A 16,386-nucleotide genomic window follows, 5' to 3' on the forward strand; every position below is an offset into this window, starting at 1 on the left:
ATCATTCGCATGAAGGGCGCGACCGAATTCGCGTATGATTCGTTAGGTTTGTAGGGCGCCGGCCATTGTGCGCAAGGCGTTTCTCATGACTAATCCCGCAGCGCCTTTTGACGAGTTTCGGTGTTTGGCACAAGCGAGGGACCGGTGAGCAAGCTTTATCTGCTGAGGCATGCGAAGGCCGGATGGGCCCTGCCGGGCATGCGCGATTTCGATCGTCCACTCGACGCATCCGGCGTCGCCGACGCCGAAACGATGGGTGCGGTCATGCGGGCCTGCAACTACATTCCGGACCTGACCCTTTGCTCGAATGCAAAGCGAGCGCGCCAAACGCTTGAAGGCCTTGCCGGTCACACCGATACGGGCCGGGTTCTGTTCCTGGAGACGCTCTACAGCGAGGATGCCGCCGGCTATCTCAACCTCATCCGCGGCAATGGCGGGCCAGGCTCGCTGCTGGTCGTCGGCCACAACCCGATGACGGAAGATCTCACTATCGCGCTTTCGGGCGATGGCGAGGAGGTCGCCAGGGGAATGCTGAACCACGGCTTCCCGACCTCCGGCCTCGCGGTCGTGCGTTTTCCAGGCAGTCTTGCCAACGCCGCGCAAGGCACCGGCTATCTCGAAGCCTTCCTGTCGCCGGCCGATCTCTGACGCCATTTTAGACGTAGCGTGGTGGATTTGAAGTTCCTGCCACTTTCAATGGCATCATCGTTCAGGAACTTCAAATTCCAAAACCACGCTAGAAACAATGGTTTGCCAGTGTGACTTAGAATCCGAAATTCAATGCGGTGCTCCAAGGTTACTGCGAATTTCGGATTCGCCACACTAGCCGGCAGCGCCTATATCGGGGCGGACCGAAGCCCCGAGAGACCGCATTTTGGCATCATCGCTGACCACTTTCACCGACGAGGCGAAGATTGCCCTGGATACGCTGTCGGGGCGCGCTACCGGGCTTTTTTCGCCATCGCTGCGGCTTGGTGTTACCGGCCTCTCCCGCGCCGGCAAGACGGTGTTCATCTCAGCCTTTGTCCACAATCTGATCCATGGCGGGCGGATGCCGCTGTTCGAGGCGCAGAAATCGGGGCGTATCGCCCGTGCCTTTCTCGAAGAGCAACCCGATGACGCCGTGCCGCGATTCCAGTACGAGGACCACATCGCGGCCCTGGTCAACGACCGCCTGTGGCCGGATTCGACACGTGCCATTTCCGAGCTGAGGCTTACCATAGAATATGAATCGGCCTCCGGCTGGAGCCGCATGTTCTCATCAGGCAGATTGTCGGTCGATATCGTCGACTATCCTGGGGAATGGCTGCTTGACCTGCCGCTGCTCGGGAAATCCTACTCTGATTTCTCACGCGAAGCCTTTGACATGGCCGTGCTGCCGGTGCGCGCCGACCTTTCGCAGGAATGGCGCGCGCTCTCCGCCGCAATCGACCCGAATGCCGACGCCGACGAGATGACGGCGCGACGCCTCGCCGAGAGCTTCGCCGCATATCTCAAGGCATGCAAGCTCGACGAGCGGGCGCTTTCGACCCTGCCACCCGGCCGTTTCCTGATGCCCGGCGACCTTGAGGGCTCACCGGCGCTGACCTTCGCGCCGCTGCCGGGCCTGAGCGAGCGGCGGGCGCGGCCCGGGTCGCTTCAGGCGATGATGGAGCGGCGCTATGAGGCCTACAGGACGCATGTCGTAAAGCCGTTCTTCCGGGAGCACATCACGCGCCTCGACCGTCAGATCGTTGTGATAGACGCCTTGCAGGCCTTGAATGCGGGACCCGGCGCAATGGCCGATCTCGAACGTGCGGTGACCGAAATCCTCGCCTGCTTCCGCCCCGGTCGCGGCAATTTCCTGACCGACTTCTTTTCAAGGCGCATTGACCGCATATTGGTGGCGGCGACAAAGGCGGACCATCTGCATCACGAAAGCCATGACCGGCTGCAGGCGATCGTGCGGCGGCTTGCCGACCGTGCCGTGGCGCGGGCGAATTTCACCGGCGCCGATGTCGACGTGGTCGCCCTGGCGGCGGTGCGAGCGACCCGGGAAGGCACGGTCAAGCAAGGCCGTGAAACGCTGCCGGTCATCATCGGCACACCGTTGAAAGGTGAAAAGATCAACGGCGAAACATTTGATGGCAGAACAGAAACAGCCATATTTCCCGGTGACTTGCCGGAGAAAATTGATGCAGTGTTCGATGTCTCCGGACCAGACCGTCGGCAGAACCCGGGCCATCGGCAGGACCCAGGCCATCGGCAGGCCAATGAGGACCCGGCGATCCGCTTCGTGCGCTTTCGCCCGCCAAAACTCGAACGCACTGCCGAAGGCGTCACGCTGTCGCTGCCGCATATCAGGCTCGACCGCGCCCTGCAGTTCCTGATCGGAGATCATCTGGCATGACCGCGCCCCGCAAGCCGGCGGCATTTCGCATCGAGCCGGAAGCCCCGCCAAAGCAACAGGCGGCCTTGCGCCAGCCCGACACCGCTGCGGCCAGAAAACCGCGCACCGTGAACGCTGACCTTGCTGTCGTCACGCCGGCGGAAATCGACGTTTTCGACGAGCCGGACATCATCGCCGCCGAACCGCCGCCGGCGACCGCGCCGAGGCAGCGCTCGATATCAGGCAGCCTGTTTTTCGGCGCATTGGGCGTTCTGGTTTCGCTGGCCCTCGGCCTTTGGACCGACCAGCTGATTCGCGATCTGTTTGCCCGTGCCGAATGGCTGGGCTGGCTGGCCGCCGGCATGGCCGTGATCGCGGTGCTCGCGCTCCTGGTCATCCTTGCCCGCGAGTTCCTGGCGATCGCCCGCCTCGCCGAGGTCGAAAAGCTGCAGAAGCTGGCGCTCGACGCCATCGCCCGCGACGATCCGAAAGCCGCTCGCGCCGTGGTCGACGAATTGTCGGCCTTTGTCGCGGCCAAGCCCGAAACCGCGGCCGGCAGACGCGCCCTGGCAGACTTGCGCGACGAGATCATCGACGGCGGCAATCTGGTGCGCCTGGCCGAGACCGAAATCCTCGGCCCCCTCGATGCGCGCGCCAAGGTGATGATCCTCGAAGCGGCAAAGCGTGTGTCGCTGGTGACGGCGGTCAGCCCTCGCGCTCTGGTCGACGTCGCCTATGTCGTGTTCGAAGCCGGCCGGCTGATTCGCCGCCTGTCGGAGCTTTATGGCGGCCGGCCGGGCACGCTGGGGTTCTTCCGGCTGGCACGCAGCGTTCTCGCCCATCTGGCGGTGACCGGCTCGATTGCCGTCGGCGACAGTTTCGTGCAGCAGATCGTCGGCCATGGCCTTGCCGCCCGGCTCTCGGCAAAACTTGGCGAAGGCGTCGTCAACGGCATGATGACGGCGCGCATCGGCATTGCTGCGATGGAGACCGCAAGGCCCCTGCCCTTCAGCGCCGCGAGGCGGCCCGGCATGGGCGATTTCCTGTCCGCGCTGACATCATTTGCAACCAAAAAGCAGAAGGAAACATCCGCTTCCGACACCTGACGACCGTCTCCGACGCGGCACGTCCTGGTGGCGCGCACAGGGATGCTGCAGCACGTTTGTTCTGCCCATGATCCGAGCGCAAACCGCGTCCGATTTTCGGGGTCATGCGCAAGCGGTGACGAAGCATTAACCAATCTTGTTCATGGTCGGACGGGTTCCAAACCAGTCTCTTTGTTGCCGGGTGTCGTCGATGAAAAGCGTGATCTTGTCTAGCGTCCTGCCCATGGCAGTCGTGGTTTCAACAACCGCCGGCATGGCCGAAAAGACCTTTGCGGCAGAACGGGACAAGAAGTTCTTTCAATCGGTGAAAGGCGAATGGGTCGGCCCGGGGGAAATCGTCGCCGGCAAATACAAAGGCACGAAATTCACCTGCAATTTCACCGGTTCGACGCCGGACGGCAAGATCGGCATGTCGCTCGACGGCGGTTGCCGGGTCGGCATGTTCACCCAGCAGATGTCGGCGACGATCCAGCACAAGGGCCGCGAGGGCTACAAGGGCAGCTTCATGGGCGGTGCCGCCGGTTCCGGGCTCGACATCATCGGCGGCAACGTGGTCAGCGCCAACAAGGTCGTCTTCACCATCAACCGTAACCAGTTGCGCGGCGTCATGCAGGCTCTTGTCCCCAACGACAATTCGATGACAGTGACGGTTGCGGTGCGCGTTGACCAGCAGTTGGTGCCGGTCATCGGCATGAAGCTGAAGCGCGTCGATACGCTCGAAGTCGGCTCCATCGCGCCGTGATTAGTGAATGGTGAATGGTGAATGGAATTGGATATCACTTCATACTACTACTGACTACTGACTACTGACTACTGACTACTGACTACTGACTACTGACTACTGACTACTGACTATTCACTATTCACTATTCACTGCCAAAGCCGCGGCGTGGAGCGCCTGCAACACTGCTGCACCAGTTTCCGGATTCGGACTGTTCGATTCCAGCTGAAGCCCCTATCTTGGCCGCTCGATGCCGCAGCACGTGCAGCGGTCCTTTGAGAGAACGGAACGGCAGGCATGGCGGCAGAAGCAGCGGGCAGCGATCTGATCCACGTCGTGGCGCTGCTCGCCGCAGGTGTTGTCGCCGTGCCGATCTTCAAGCGCATCGGGCTTGGCTCCATCCTCGGCTATCTGGCGGCCGGCGTGGTCATCGGCCCGTTCGGCATCGGCATCTTTTCCGAATCGGAAGCCATTCTTCACGTCGCCGAGCTCGGCGTCGTCATGTTCCTGTTCATCATCGGGCTGGAGATGCAGCCGTCACGGCTGTGGGGCTTGCGCCGGGAGATCTTTGGCCTTGGGGCGTTGCAGGTCGGCGTCTGCGCGCTGTTGCTGACCGGGGTCGGACTGGCGGGAGGTTTTCCGGTCTCGCAATCCTTCGTCGCCGGCGCCGGTTTCGTGCTGACCTCGACGGCGATCGTCATGCAGCTTCTGGAGGAACGCGGTGAGATCGCCGCGCCAAAAGGCCAGCGCATTGTCTCCATCCTGCTGCTTGAAGACCTGGCGATCGTGCCGCTGCTGGCGCTGATCGCTTTCCTGGCACCGGGCGGCGCCGATATGAGCGTGACGCAACGGCTGACGGAGGTGGGCATCGGTCTTGCCGCCATCGTTGGCCTGGTGCTGGCCGGGCGTTACCTGCTCAATCCGTTCTTCCGCATCCTGGCGGATGCCCGCGCCCGCGAAGTGATGACCGCCGCCGCCCTTCTGGTCGTTCTGGGGTCGGCGCTTGCCATGCAGCTCAGCGGCCTGTCGATGGCGATGGGCGCTTTCCTGGCCGGCGTGCTGTTGTCGGAATCCACCTTCCGCCATCAGCTCGAGGCCGACATCGAACCCTTCCGCGGTGTGCTGCTCGGGCTGTTCTTCCTCGCTGTCGGCATGTCGCTCGACCTGCACGTGGTTGCCCAGAACTGGCGGCTTGTCGCCATCTACGTCGTCGCCTACATGGTGATAAAGGCGATCGGCATCTACCTCGTCGCCCGCATCCTCAAGACCGGCCACAGGGAAGCGCTCGAGCGCGCTGTCTTCATGGCGCAAGGCGGCGAATTCGCCTTCGTTCTCTATTCCGCCGCCGCGGCGGTCGGCATCATCGACAGCCAGGCTAACGCGACGCTGACGGCGATCGTCATCATCTCCATGGTGCTGACACCGCTGGCCATTCTGGCATTGCGGCATCTGACGCCGCGCGACGAGCAGTCGCTCGAAGGCGTCGACATCGCCGATGGCCTGACCGGCAGCGTGCTGATCATCGGCTTCGGCCGCTTCGGCCAGATCGCCAGCCAACCGCTGCTGTTGCGCGGGATCGACGTATCGATCATCGACAATGAGGTCGAGATGATCCAGGCGGCGGCCGATTTCGGTTTCAAGGTCTATTATGGCGACGGCACGCGGCTGGACATTCTGCGTGCCGCAGGCGCCGGCCGCGCGCGTGCCGTGTTGATTTGCGTCGACAAGCCCGATGTCGCCGTCCGCATCGCAAAGCTGATCAAGGCGGAGTTTCCCCTGCTCACCGTGCTGGCACGCGCTTTCGACCGCGGAACCGCACTGCAATTGATACGTGCCGACGTCGATTTCCAGATTCGCGAAACCTTCGAATCAGCGCTTGTCTTCGGTGGCTCCACGCTGGAAGCGCTGGGCGTTGATCCGGAAGAAGTCGCCGAGGTGATCGAGGACGTCCGCCACCGCGATTCCGCCCGTTTCGAGTTGCAGCTCGCCGAAGGGGTGCGCGCCGGAGCGCGCTTCCTCAAGGGCAATATCGGCACACCCATTCCGACACCGCTCAGCCAGCCGCGCCGCTCCGGTCAGGCGCTCAATGAAGAAACCGCCGGCGTTCTGCACAAATCCGAGCCTGCCGACTAAACATTGGAGAGCAAACAGATGATCGAACTGGACGAGCGCGCGCTCTCCGTCACCAAATTCTGGCGTGACGCCGGGAAAGATGCATGGTTCGAGAAGAATGACGCCTTCGACGCGGAGTTCCGCAACTGGTTTCTCGAGCTGCATTACGCTGCCGCGCGGCGTGAATGCGACGGATGGTCGGAGCATGCCGAAGGCTCACTGGCGCTGATGATCCTGCTCGACCAGTTCCCGCGAAACTGCTTTCGCGGCACCGGCCATATGTATGCCACCGACCCGCTGGCAAGGCATTTTGCCGAAAAGGCGATCGCCGCCGGCCAGGATCTGGCGCTCGACGAAGAGCTTCGCGTCTTCCTCTATTTGCCTTATGAGCATTCGGAGCATCTCGCCGACCAGCTCAAATCGGTGGACCTCACCACCGCCAAAGCCCAATCCTATCTGAAGTATGCCGTCGAGCACCTGGAGATCATTCAGCGCTTCGGCCGTTTTCCGCATCGAAACAGGATGCTTGGCCGCGAGACGACGCCGGAGGAACAGCTGTTCCTCGACGGCGGCGGATTTGCCGGCTGACTTTGCGCAGGGCAATCGCCTCAGACAAAGATTAATGGATATTGGCGAAATCCTTTGCGAAGGCCTCCTTCTCCCCGTCACTATACGGGGAGAAGTGCCCGGCAGGGCGATGAGGGGCAGCGCAAACCTGAAGCGATTGCCCTCGACGATTGTGGCCCGCGTTTACGACGTCAAGTCAGCCACCAATTCCGGCCGGACGACAGTCGCTCGATGCCGGCGCTGTCGAGAGCGGCAAGCCGCTCCGCCACGCTTCTGCCGTCGACGGTGAGGTCAGGCGCGATCTCGGCCAGCGGCGCCAGAACGAAGGCGCGCTCCAGCATGCGCGGATGCGGCACTTCCAGCCCGGTTTCGTGGATGATCCGATCGCCGAACACCAGAATGTCGATGTCGATCAGCCGTGGACCCCAGCGCTCCTCGCGCACCCGCTTCAGCCTGCGCTCGACGTCGAGACAGAGATCGAGCAATGCATGTGGCGCGAGCACGGTCGAAATTTCGACGGCCGCATTGAGAAAATCCGGCTGGTCGAGCTTGCCCCAGGGCGGCGTGCGGTAAAGCGAGGAGACGACAACGACGCGCGTGTTCCCGTCGGCGTCCAGCATGCGCAGCGCCGCGCCCATCGACCTTGCCGGGTCGCCGAGATTGCCGCCAAGGCTGAGGTAGACCGTGTTATTGGGGCCAGGCAACGGTCACCTCGACATGATCGAGCACGCCGGGCACCGGCGCGTTCGGCTTGCGCACAGTGATCTCGGCCTTTTTGATCTGGGGAAAGCGGGCTGTCAGCGCCCGGGCCACCTCCAGCGCCAGCGCTTCTATCAGAAAACGCCTCTCCCCGGTGATGATCTTTTCGATCACCCCGAAGGCAACGCCATAGTGGACGGTATCTTCGATGGAGTCATCGACCAGCGCGCGGCCGGGTTCGACGGTGAGCGCAGCGTCGACATAGAAACGCTGGCCGAGCGTCTCCTCCTCATCCAGCACGCCGTGCCGAGCGAAGAAGGCGCAATTTTTCATGCGGATGATATACATCGCTCAGCGTCCTGCTCGATTGGAGCGATGCGCGTCCGCTTGGGCGCACAGACTACGCTCTAAGGCTTTTAATCTACGCATTTCGATTTGCCGGCTATGCGGCGGTTTCACGCGCCAGCATAGCATCCGCAACCGCCAGCGCATCCACATTGATTGCGACATCGTGGACGCGAAAAAGCTGCGCGCCCTTGAGCCTCAGTATGACGCTTGTCGCCGCTGTTCCGGCCCCCCTGGCCGAAGCGTCGCGGCCGGTGACGGCGCCGATGAAGCGCTTTCGCGACGTACCGGCCATCAGCGGAAAGCCCAAGACATCGAGCTCGGAAAACCGTGCCATCAGGTCGAGATTTTCCTCTGCGGTTTCCTTGGCGAAGCCAAAGCCCGGATCGAGCACGATCTGGTCGTCGGCAACGCCGCTTCGCCGGGCGATTTCCAGGGACTTCCCGAGGAAGAAAAACTGATCCTCGATCACGTCGGGCAGTTTTTGCCTGTCACGCCCGGTGTGCATGATGACAAGGCCGGCGCCGGTTTCGGCCGCGACCCGCGCGATGCCTGGTTCGCGTTGCAGGCCCCAGACGTCGTTGAGAATGTGGGCGCCGGCGGCGACGGCAAGCCGGGCGGTGTCCTCGCGATAGGTGTCGACCGAAATCAGCGCCTCGCCGAGCCCGGCGAGCGCCTCGATGACAGGCAGCACGCGGGCCTGCTCTTCCTCGATGGCTACCGGAGATGCGCCGGGGCGTGTCGATTCGCCACCGACGTCAATGACGGAGGCCCCTTCTTCCGCCATCCGGCGCGCCTGGGCAAGCGCCTGTTCGGGCGCGACGAACAGTCCGCCGTCAGAAAAACTGTCCGGCGTGACATTGAGAATACCGACGATCACCGCCTTGCCGCCAAGGTCGAGATGGCGCCCATGCGCCAGCTGCCATCGCCCTGTCGTCATTGTCGATAAACCATGTGTGATCCACCAAAGATCAATTCCGTTGCGTCGGCAACGGCCGTAGCGCAAGGTAGGCAAAGAGGCAACATGATGAAACGATGCCTGCTTTGCGCCCTGATGCTTGCTTGTTCCGCCTTGCCGGCGGGCACGGCGAATTTGGTGAAGACATATAGCTATTTCAGCATCGGCGGCAGAACGCTCGATGATATCGGATCCCAGCTTACGAAACTTGGACCTCGGGTGAAGAGCACCGGGATGCGGCATCCAGGCGCCACGCAGATGGCGTTCACCACCCGCGTCAGCTATGCGGAAAGATCGAACTCCTGCGCGATTGCCGACGCCGATGTCACCGTCAAGGTCAAGGTGATCCTTCCCGAGTGGCGCCGCCCGCGCAAGGCTGATGCCGGCGTAAGGCTGTTTTGGGATACATTGTCGGCCGACATCAAGCGTCATGAGGACCGCCATGTCGAGATCGCCAAGAACCATGCCGGCGAACTCGAGGACGCGCTGAAGGCGACCCACCCGCGCAAGACGTGCCAGGAGGCCAAGGCCAAGGCAGCGGAGATCTCCGCCGCTATTCTTGCCAAGCACGACCGCGCTCAGGTGCAGTTCGATCGCGTCGAAACCATCAATTTCGAAAGCCGCATCCTGCGGCTGCTGCGCTATCGCATGAAGCGCATCGAAAACGGCCGGCTGCCGGGTTAGCGTCGGCCAGACGGTAAGGGCGATTCTCGTCGAGTAAGAGACTCAGCCGGCGACGCCGAGCTTCTTCTGCAGGCTGGTCGACGACGTCGTATACTGGAATACGATGCGCTCGCCGGGGCTGACGATGCGCTTGGCCGCCTGCGCCATCAGCGCGACCTCATGGAAGCCCGAAAGGATCAGCTTCAGCTTGCCGGGATACCAGTTGATGTCGCCGACGGCGAAGATGCCCGGTACCGACGTCTGGAATTTCTCGGTGTCGACCGGGATCAGGTTCTCATGAAGATTGAGCCCCCACTCGGCGATCGGTCCGAGCTTCATCGTCAGGCCGAAGAACGGCAGCAACCGAGTGCACGGCACCTCGCTGTCACCATCGGGACCCTTGATGGTCGCCGCCGAGAGATGGCCGTCCGTGCCGGTCAGCCCGGTCACCTGCCCGACCTGAAAATCCAGTTCCTTCATCTCCTGCATGGCGTACATCTTGTTGACGCTGTCGGGCGCCGCGCGGAACTCCGGCCGCCGGTGGACAAGTGTCACGCTCTTGGCCACCGGCTGCAGGTTCAGCGTCCAGTCGAGCGCCGAATCGCCGCCGCCGACGATAACCAGGTCGTGGCCGCGGAATTCCTCCATCCGGCGCACCGAGTAGAAGACGCTCTTGCCCTCATAAAGCTCGATGCCCGGAATTGGCGGCCGCTTCGGCTGGAAAGAGCCGCCGCCGGCGGCGATAACCACAATCTTGGCTTCAAACACCTCGTTCTCGTCGGTGATGACGCGAAAGCTGCCGTCCTCGAGCTTTTCGAGGCTCGAGACCATGCGGTTAAAGGTGAAGTCGGGCTTGAACGGCGCGATCTGCTCAAGCAGTCTGTCGACCAGGCCCTGGGCCGAGATCGATGGCCAGCCGGGAATGTCGTAGATCGGCTTTTCCGGATAGAGTTCGGCGCATTGCCCGCCGGGCCGATCGAGTATGTCGATCAGATGGCATGTCATGTCGAAGAGACCGAGCTCGAACACGGCGAACAGGCCGACAGGCCCTGCCCCGACAATCAATACGTCCGTCCTGATGATATCGGTCATGAATGCGCCTTCGATGCGCATGACCCCGAAAATCGGAATCGATTCTCGCCGGGGATCCTGCGCCAAATCACCGTGCTACAGCGTGCTTTGCGTGGTCCAGGGAACGTGCGGCGCTGTAGAGAACGGCGCGACACTGCATGACCATTGGCCCGCTGCCAAGCCGGCGCCGGAAAAATCGGCTATATCCCCCGCTTAAGCCTCCACGCTTCAGCCCTGGCGGGCGGGCACGCGCACAACCAGGCCGTCGAGAGCGTCGCGCACCTTGATCTGACAGGAGAGCCGTGAGTTCGGCTGGACGTCGTAGGCGAAGTCCAGCATGTCCTCTTCCATCGCTTCCGGCTCGCCGACCTCCGCCGCCCATGCCTCATCGACATAGACATGGCAGGTCGCGCAGGCGCAAGCGCCGCCGCATTCGGCCTCGATCCCCGGCACGGCGTTGCGGATCGCGTTCTCCATGACGGTCGAGCCGTTTTCGGCATCCACGTCAAAATGTGTGCCATCATGGGCGATGAAGGTCAGCTTGGTCATTTGTCACCTGAAGGGAGTCCCAGCCGAGATAATCACTCCCGCAGACAAGTCAACTGCGGCGCGAAAGCGTCGCTCTATGCCGTTTTTTTCGGAAATGGGTTTAACGGCTGATGGCGGCGACGAAATCGCGGACTTCTTCGATCAGGGAGCCAAGCCGCTTGAGGGTATTGGTATCTTCAGGTTGAAGTTCGATCGCGCCGGCGCAATCGGCAACAGCGAAGGCGCCGACGCCGCGCGCCGAGCCTTTCAGCCCGTGCGCCAGGAGCAGTCTTTGCTTCACATCGGCGTCGACGATCCTGTCGCGAACCGACAATGCCTGCTGCACGAACAGCGCCAGCACCTCCTGTTCGAGGCTGCGGTCGCCCATCGTCTGGCGCGCCAGATGCGCCAGGTCCACGGGCCGCGACCCGGCCGTTCCCGACACATCGCCGCCGGGCATCGAGAAGGCAATGCCGTTTTCGCCACGCATGACTCTGCAACTCCGTTCTTCCAGCCGCCAAAAAACGAGGCAGCCGCCAAAAAATAGGCCCATCCTGTGGACGACGGGTTAATGATTGGCCCGAAAAAATGTTGCGATAGCGGCGCCGGAATCACAGTTCTGTTAACCTTATATTTAAAGTTTTACGTATCGCACCGAATGCAGGTTTTCTTTACCCCGGTGTGTCATTACGATACGAAAGGTCCATTTTCAGCCTCTTGCGTGGGACACGAAAAGCAACATCAACAAGTCCCGCGGCAGCTTGTACAGGGTAGCGAAGGCATGGCGAAGAAAACATCGACGACAAGAACGCTTGACAACGACGTAGCCAGGGAACTCGAAAAAGCACTTGAAATCGATCTGAGCGGCGATGCCGGCGGCGATCTCGACATCGCCGCGTCGATGGAGGATCTGGAAGCGCAGATATCGCAGGCCGCCGACGAGTTGGCACGTGAGGGCCGTGACCAGGATGCCGAGCCTGTCGCCAACCAGAACCAGGATGCCGAGCCTGTCGCCGACCAGAGCCAGAATGCCGAGCCTGTCGCCAACCCGAGCCAGAATGCCGAGCCTGCCGCCAATCAGGACCAGAAAGCCCAGGATCAGAGAGAAGCGGCAAACGCCAGGCCGGCTGAACCGCGCCCTGCCGAGCTGCGCCCCGTTGAAACGCGCCTTTTTGGGACGCACCCTTTTGAGACGCACCCTGTTGAAACGCGCCCCGTTGAAACGCGCAATGGCACGCAGTCGGCCGGCTTCACGCCGGCCAACGATCCTCGTCAAAAAGATTACAAGACGCTGCTGCACACCCTCAATCGGCGTGCCTCGAACACGATCTACTGGGTCGTGGCGCTCGTTTCGCTCGCCTGGGTCGCGGGCGCCGGTGCATTGGCAAACCTGCTGTTTGGCCCAGGCATTTGGCAAATCCGCACGCCCGGCCAGTTTTTCGCCCGTCCCGAACTGATTGGCCTGGCAATCGCTGCGATCCTGCCCGTCCTCCTGTTCTGGGCGTTTGCAGCCATGATTCGCCGCGCGCAGGAGATGCGCATCGCCGCTCAGTCGATGACGGAAGTGGCTTTCCGCCTGACCGAGCCGGAGCAAATCGCCCAGGATCGCGTCATGATGATCGGGCAAGCCGTGCGCCGCGAGGTTGCGGCCATGGGTGAAGGCATCGAGCGCACGCTTGCACGTGCCGTCGAGCTCGAAACCCTGGTCCACAGCGAGGTCAACCAGATCGAGCGCTCCTATTCGGAGAATGAATCCCGCATCCGCTCGCTTGTCGACGGGCTGGGCAGCGAGCGCGAAGCGGTGGTCACCCACGCCGAACGCGTGCGCGCCACGATCGCCGGCGCGCATGAGACGCTGAAGGACGATATCGGGGCTGCCAGCGACATCATTCGCGACAGCATCCTCAACGCCTCGACCAACCTGTCGATGACCATCACCAATTCCGGCGAGACGCTGATCGACAGGATCAACCAAAGCTCGCTGTCGATCTTCGATTCGGTGGAAGGCCGGCTCGAATCCATCACTGACCGGCTGTCGACCTCCGGCGAAGCCTTCGCCAGCCTTCTCGACACACGCATTGCCAAGCTGACGGAGACGACCGACGGCCTCACCCGGTCGCTGACCGATCTGCTCGACGATCGGACCTCCGGCATGGTGTCGCTGCTCGGCGGCGCCGCACGCACGCTCAACTCCGAATTTGAAGCCAGCCTTGACGGCATCGAGCGGACGCTGGCCGAACGCGGCCAGGTGCTGATCAGCGAGTTCCAGACCCGCGCCGAAGCGCTGGACACCGGCACCCAAAAGCTCAACGCCGCGCTCGAGGCCCGCGCACGCCAGATCAACGAGACCCTGGTCGAGCGCGCGCGCGAAATCGCCCATACCTTCCAGGAGAGCAAGGAGACGCTTTCGGCGATGATCGATCAGGGCAAGACCCAGATCGGCGCCGACATGGCCGACATCGTTTCGTCGACCTCGTCGATGCTCGAAGCACGCGCCGGCGATTTCGCCGGCCGCATGGAAGCGGCCCGTCATGTGGTGTCGCGCGCCTTCGATGCCGACATCCAGCGGCTTGCCGATGCCCGCGTCGGCATCGAGGAGGCTGTCGAGAACCACAGCCGCAAGCTTTCCGAAAGCCGCGAACACATGACGGCGGCCATGCAGGCCGATCTGGAGAAATTCGCCGAAAGCCGCGCCGGCATCGACGCGGCTGTCACCGACCAGGTGCAGAAGCTTTCCGAAGGCCGCAACCTGATCTCGCGCGCCCTCGAGGAGGATCTGCGCAAGGTCAACGAGTCGCGCGCCGCCATCGATGCGTCGCTCGGCAGCCATCTCGAACGGCTCGAAGAGGGCCGCAACAGGCTTTCGCAGGCCTTGAACGAAGACTCTGGAAAACTTGTACAAGCCCGCACGATCATTGACGAAATGGTTGCCGGCCATGTTGGCAAGCTTGCCGAAGGCCGCAGCATCCTTTCACGCGCTCTCGATGCCGATCTCGGCAAGCTGGCCGACAGTCGCGCCAGCATCGACGGCCTGGTCGCTGGCCAGGTCGAGAAGATCGCCGAAGGTCGCGCCTTGCTCGCCAAGGCGTTGGAAACCGACGTTGTCGGCATCAAGGGTCTCATCGAGACCCATTCCGCCAAACTGGCGGAAGACCGCAGCGAGCTTTCGCGTTCGCTCCAAGACGACCTGTCGGGCATCCGAGGCCTGATCGAGGACCATTCGGGCAGGCTCGCCGACGATCGCAGCCTGCTTTCGCAAACGCTCGAGGCAGACCTTGCCAAATTGGCGGAAAGCCGGTCGAGCATCGACGGGCTGGTCGCCGGTCAGGTCGAGAAGCTGGCCGAAGGCCGCAACATCCTCAAGCGCGCGCTCGAATCCGATCTCAACACGATCAAGGAGGTCATATCAGGCCAGTCCGAAAAGCTGGCGGAAGACCGTGGTCAGCTCTCGAAGGCGTTGGAAACCGACCTGCAGAGCGTGAATGGCCTTATCTCCGATCACATGAACCGGCTCTCCGAGGACCGTTCAATCCTGTCGAAGGCGCTCGAAGACGATCTCGCCAAGCTGGCGGAAAGCCGGTCGAGCATCGATGGGCTGGTCACCGGCCAGGTCGAGAAACTGGCCGAAGGTCGCGACATTCTCAAGCGCGCGCTCGAATCCGATCTCAACACGATCAAAAGCGTTCTATCAGACCAGTCGGAAAAGCTGGCGGAAGATCGTGGTCAACTGGCGCGAGCGTTGGAAACCGACCTGCAGGGCGTGAATGGCCTTATCTCCGATCACATGAACAGGCTCGCCGAGGACCGTTCAATCCTGTCGAAGGCGCTCGAAGACGATCTCGCCAAGCTGGCGGAAAGCCGATCGAGCATCGACGGGCTGGTTGCCGGCCAGGTCGAGAAACTGGCCGAGGGTCGCGACATCCTCAAGCGCGCGCTCGAATCCGATCTCAACACGATCAAGGAGGTCCTATCAGGCCAGTCGGAAAAGCTGGCGGAAGACCGTGATCATCTCTCGAAGGCGTTGGAAACCGACCTGCAGAGCGTGAACGGCCTTATCTCCGATCACATGAACAGGCTCGCCGCAGATCGCTCGACCCTGTCCCAGGCGCTCGAAGACGATCTCGCCAAATTGGCGGAAAGCCGGTCGAGCATCGATGGGCTGGTTACCGGGCAGGTCGAGAAACTGGCCGAGGGTCGCGACATTCTCAAGCGCGCGCTCGAATCCGATCTCAACACGATCAAAAGCGTTATATCGGACCAGTCCGAAAAGCTTGTGGAAGACCGCTCGATCCTGTCGAAGGCGCTCGAGGACGATCTCGCCAAGCTGGCGGAAAGCCGGTCGAGCATCGACGGGCTGGTTGCCGGCCAGGTCGAGAAGCTGGCCGAAGGCCGCGACATCCTCAAGCGCGCGCTCGAATCCGATCTCAACACGATCAAGGACGTCATTGCAGGCCAGTCCGAAAAGCTGGCGGAAGATCGTGGTCAACTGTCGCAAGCCTTGGAGACCGACCTGCAGAATGTGAACGGCCTGATCTCCGATCACATGAACAGGCTCGCCGCAGACCGCTCGACCCTGTCCCAGGCGCTTGAAGACGATCTCGCCAAATTGGCGGAAAGCCGGTCGAGCATCGACGGGCTGGTTGCCGGCCAGGTCGAGAAGCTGGCCGAAGGCCGCGACCTGCTCAGACGCGCATTGGAAGCCGACCTCAATACCATCAAGGGTGTCGTCGCCGATCAGTCTCAGCAGCTGACCGACAATCGCGCAGAGTTCGCGCGGGCGCTGGAGGCCGATCTCGGCGGTGTCAATGGTCTTGTGAACAGCCACGCCGAGAAGCTCATCCAGGACCGCTCGATCCTGTCCAAGGCGCTCGAAGACGATCTTGCCAAGTTGGCGGAAAGCCGGTCGAGCATCGACGGGCTGGTTTCCGGCCAGGTCGAGAAGCTGGCCGAAGGCCGCGACATCCTCAGACGTGCGCTGGAAGCAGACCTCAACACCATCAAGGGTGTCGTCGCCGACCAGTCTCAGCAGCTGACCGACAATCGCGCAGAGTTTGCGCGGGCGCTGGAGACCGACCTCGGCAGCGTCAACGGTCTTGTGAACAGCCACGCCGAGAAGCTCATCCAGGACCGCTCGATCCTGTCCAAGGCGCTCGAAGACGATCTCGCCAAGCTGGCGGAAAGCCGGTCGAGCATCGACGGGCTGGTTTCCGGCCAGGTCGAGAAGCTGGCCGAAGGCCGCGACATCCTC

Annotated in this window: 14 protein-coding genes; 8 read left to right on the forward strand and 6 right to left on the reverse strand. The window is 62.3% G+C overall.

The window, feature by feature from the left end; translation table 11 throughout:
• The first annotated feature begins 144 nt into the window (after window positions 1-144).
• The 6 genes from AC0L2R_RS09065 (at window position 145) to AC0L2R_RS09090 (ending at window position 6,895) form a co-directional block, all read left to right on the forward strand.
• Entirely contained in the window at window positions 145-648 is a 504-nt protein-coding gene (locus AC0L2R_RS09065; RefSeq protein ID WP_473508523.1) for a SixA phosphatase family protein, read from the forward strand.
• Window positions 649-874: 226 nt separating this feature from the next.
• Window positions 875-2,389 carry a YcjX family GTP-binding protein gene (locus tag AC0L2R_RS09070; protein ID WP_473508524.1) on the forward strand — a complete coding sequence of 505 codons (1,515 nt, stop codon included), beginning with the start codon at window positions 875-877 and terminating at the stop codon, window positions 2,387-2,389.
• Window positions 2,386-3,474 (forward strand): YcjF family protein, encoded by a 1,089-nt coding sequence (locus AC0L2R_RS09075; protein WP_473508525.1) that lies wholly within the window; start codon window positions 2,386-2,388, stop codon window positions 3,472-3,474. Before AC0L2R_RS09070 ends, AC0L2R_RS09075 begins: the two co-directional genes overlap by 4 nt.
• 190 nt (window positions 3,475-3,664) lie before the next feature.
• Window positions 3,665-4,216, forward strand: a complete 552-nt coding sequence (locus tag AC0L2R_RS09080; RefSeq protein WP_473490259.1) for a hypothetical protein — start codon at window positions 3,665-3,667, stop codon at window positions 4,214-4,216.
• Window positions 4,217-4,492: 276 nt separating this feature from the next.
• On the forward strand, window positions 4,493-6,328 hold the full coding sequence (locus AC0L2R_RS09085; RefSeq protein ID WP_473508526.1) for a monovalent cation:proton antiporter-2 (CPA2) family protein: 1,836 nt from the start codon (window positions 4,493-4,495) through the stop codon (window positions 6,326-6,328).
• Window positions 6,329-6,346: 18 nt separating this feature from the next.
• Window positions 6,347-6,895, forward strand: coding sequence for a DUF924 family protein (locus AC0L2R_RS09090; RefSeq protein ID WP_473508527.1), 549 nt, complete (start codon window positions 6,347-6,349; stop codon window positions 6,893-6,895).
• 170 nt (window positions 6,896-7,065) lie between these two features.
• On the opposite strand, the gene folK is transcribed toward AC0L2R_RS09090, so the two are convergent.
• The 3 genes from folK to folP all read right to left on the reverse strand — a co-directional run bounded on the left by folK (window position 7,066) and on the right by folP (window position 8,858).
• Window positions 7,066-7,578, reverse strand: a complete 513-nt coding sequence (gene folK, locus AC0L2R_RS09095) for a 2-amino-4-hydroxy-6-hydroxymethyldihydropteridine diphosphokinase (protein ID WP_473508528.1) — start codon at window positions 7,576-7,578, stop codon at window positions 7,066-7,068.
• On the reverse strand, window positions 7,562-7,921 hold the full coding sequence (gene folB / locus AC0L2R_RS09100) for a dihydroneopterin aldolase (protein WP_027151983.1): 360 nt from the start codon (window positions 7,919-7,921) through the stop codon (window positions 7,562-7,564). Before folB ends, folK begins: the two co-directional genes overlap by 17 nt.
• Before the next feature lie 94 nt (window positions 7,922-8,015).
• Complete coding sequence (gene folP / locus AC0L2R_RS09105) at window positions 8,016-8,858, reverse strand: dihydropteroate synthase (protein WP_473508529.1); 843 nt, start codon at window positions 8,856-8,858, stop codon at window positions 8,016-8,018.
• Between the two features lie 84 nt (window positions 8,859-8,942).
• On the opposite strand from folP, the gene AC0L2R_RS09110 reads away from it, so the two are divergent.
• A complete protein-coding gene (locus tag AC0L2R_RS09110; RefSeq protein ID WP_473508530.1) occupies window positions 8,943-9,560 on the forward strand; it encodes a DUF922 domain-containing Zn-dependent protease in 618 nt (205 codons plus the stop codon).
• 42 nt (window positions 9,561-9,602) lie between these two features.
• Here the strand turns inward: AC0L2R_RS09110 and AC0L2R_RS09115 are convergent, their stop codons facing one another.
• The 3 genes from AC0L2R_RS09115 to AC0L2R_RS09125 all read right to left on the reverse strand — a co-directional run bounded on the left by AC0L2R_RS09115 (window position 9,603) and on the right by AC0L2R_RS09125 (window position 11,628).
• Window positions 9,603-10,631 (reverse strand): NAD(P)/FAD-dependent oxidoreductase, encoded by a 1,029-nt coding sequence (locus AC0L2R_RS09115; RefSeq protein WP_287123223.1) that lies wholly within the window; start codon window positions 10,629-10,631, stop codon window positions 9,603-9,605.
• Window positions 10,632-10,838: 207 nt separating this feature from the next.
• Entirely contained in the window at window positions 10,839-11,159 is a 321-nt protein-coding gene (locus tag AC0L2R_RS09120; RefSeq protein WP_455840385.1) for a 2Fe-2S iron-sulfur cluster-binding protein, read from the reverse strand.
• 100 nt (window positions 11,160-11,259) lie between these two features.
• A complete protein-coding gene (locus AC0L2R_RS09125; RefSeq protein WP_027151987.1) occupies window positions 11,260-11,628 on the reverse strand; it encodes an Hpt domain-containing protein in 369 nt (122 codons plus the stop codon).
• Between the two features lie 291 nt (window positions 11,629-11,919).
• Between AC0L2R_RS09125 and AC0L2R_RS09130 the strand changes: the two genes are divergently transcribed.
• Window positions 11,920-16,386 (forward strand): coiled-coil domain-containing protein (locus tag AC0L2R_RS09130; RefSeq protein ID WP_473508531.1); only part of this gene is annotated, 4,467 nt, incomplete at its 3' end.

Source organism: Mesorhizobium sp. WSM4820, from assembly GCF_055811075.1.

What these genes read in the sequence shown, in the direction of transcription:
- AC0L2R_RS09085 (WP_473508526.1), top strand. Translation starts at nt 4,493, where the DNA reads ATGGCGGCAGAAGCAGCGGGCAGCGATCTGATCCACGTCGTGGCGCTG.
- AC0L2R_RS09110 (WP_473508530.1), top strand. Translation starts at nt 8,943, where the DNA reads ATGATGAAACGATGCCTGCTTTGCGCCCTGATGCTTGCTTGTTCCGCC.
- AC0L2R_RS09075 (WP_473508525.1), top strand. Translation starts at nt 2,386, where the DNA reads ATGACCGCGCCCCGCAAGCCGGCGGCATTTCGCATCGAGCCGGAAGCC.
- folB (WP_027151983.1), bottom strand. Translation starts at nt 7,921, where the DNA reads ATGTATATCATCCGCATGAAAAATTGCGCCTTCTTCGCTCGGCACGGC.
- folP (WP_473508529.1), bottom strand. Translation starts at nt 8,858, where the DNA reads ATGACGACAGGGCGATGGCAGCTGGCGCATGGGCGCCATCTCGACCTT.
- AC0L2R_RS09125 (WP_027151987.1), bottom strand. Translation starts at nt 11,628, where the DNA reads ATGCGTGGCGAAAACGGCATTGCCTTCTCGATGCCCGGCGGCGATGTG.
- AC0L2R_RS09080 (WP_473490259.1), top strand. Translation starts at nt 3,665, where the DNA reads ATGAAAAGCGTGATCTTGTCTAGCGTCCTGCCCATGGCAGTCGTGGTT.
- AC0L2R_RS09115 (WP_287123223.1), bottom strand. Translation starts at nt 10,631, where the DNA reads ATGACCGATATCATCAGGACGGACGTATTGATTGTCGGGGCAGGGCCT.
- AC0L2R_RS09120 (WP_455840385.1), bottom strand. Translation starts at nt 11,159, where the DNA reads ATGACCAAGCTGACCTTCATCGCCCATGATGGCACACATTTTGACGTG.
- AC0L2R_RS09090 (WP_473508527.1), top strand. Translation starts at nt 6,347, where the DNA reads ATGATCGAACTGGACGAGCGCGCGCTCTCCGTCACCAAATTCTGGCGT.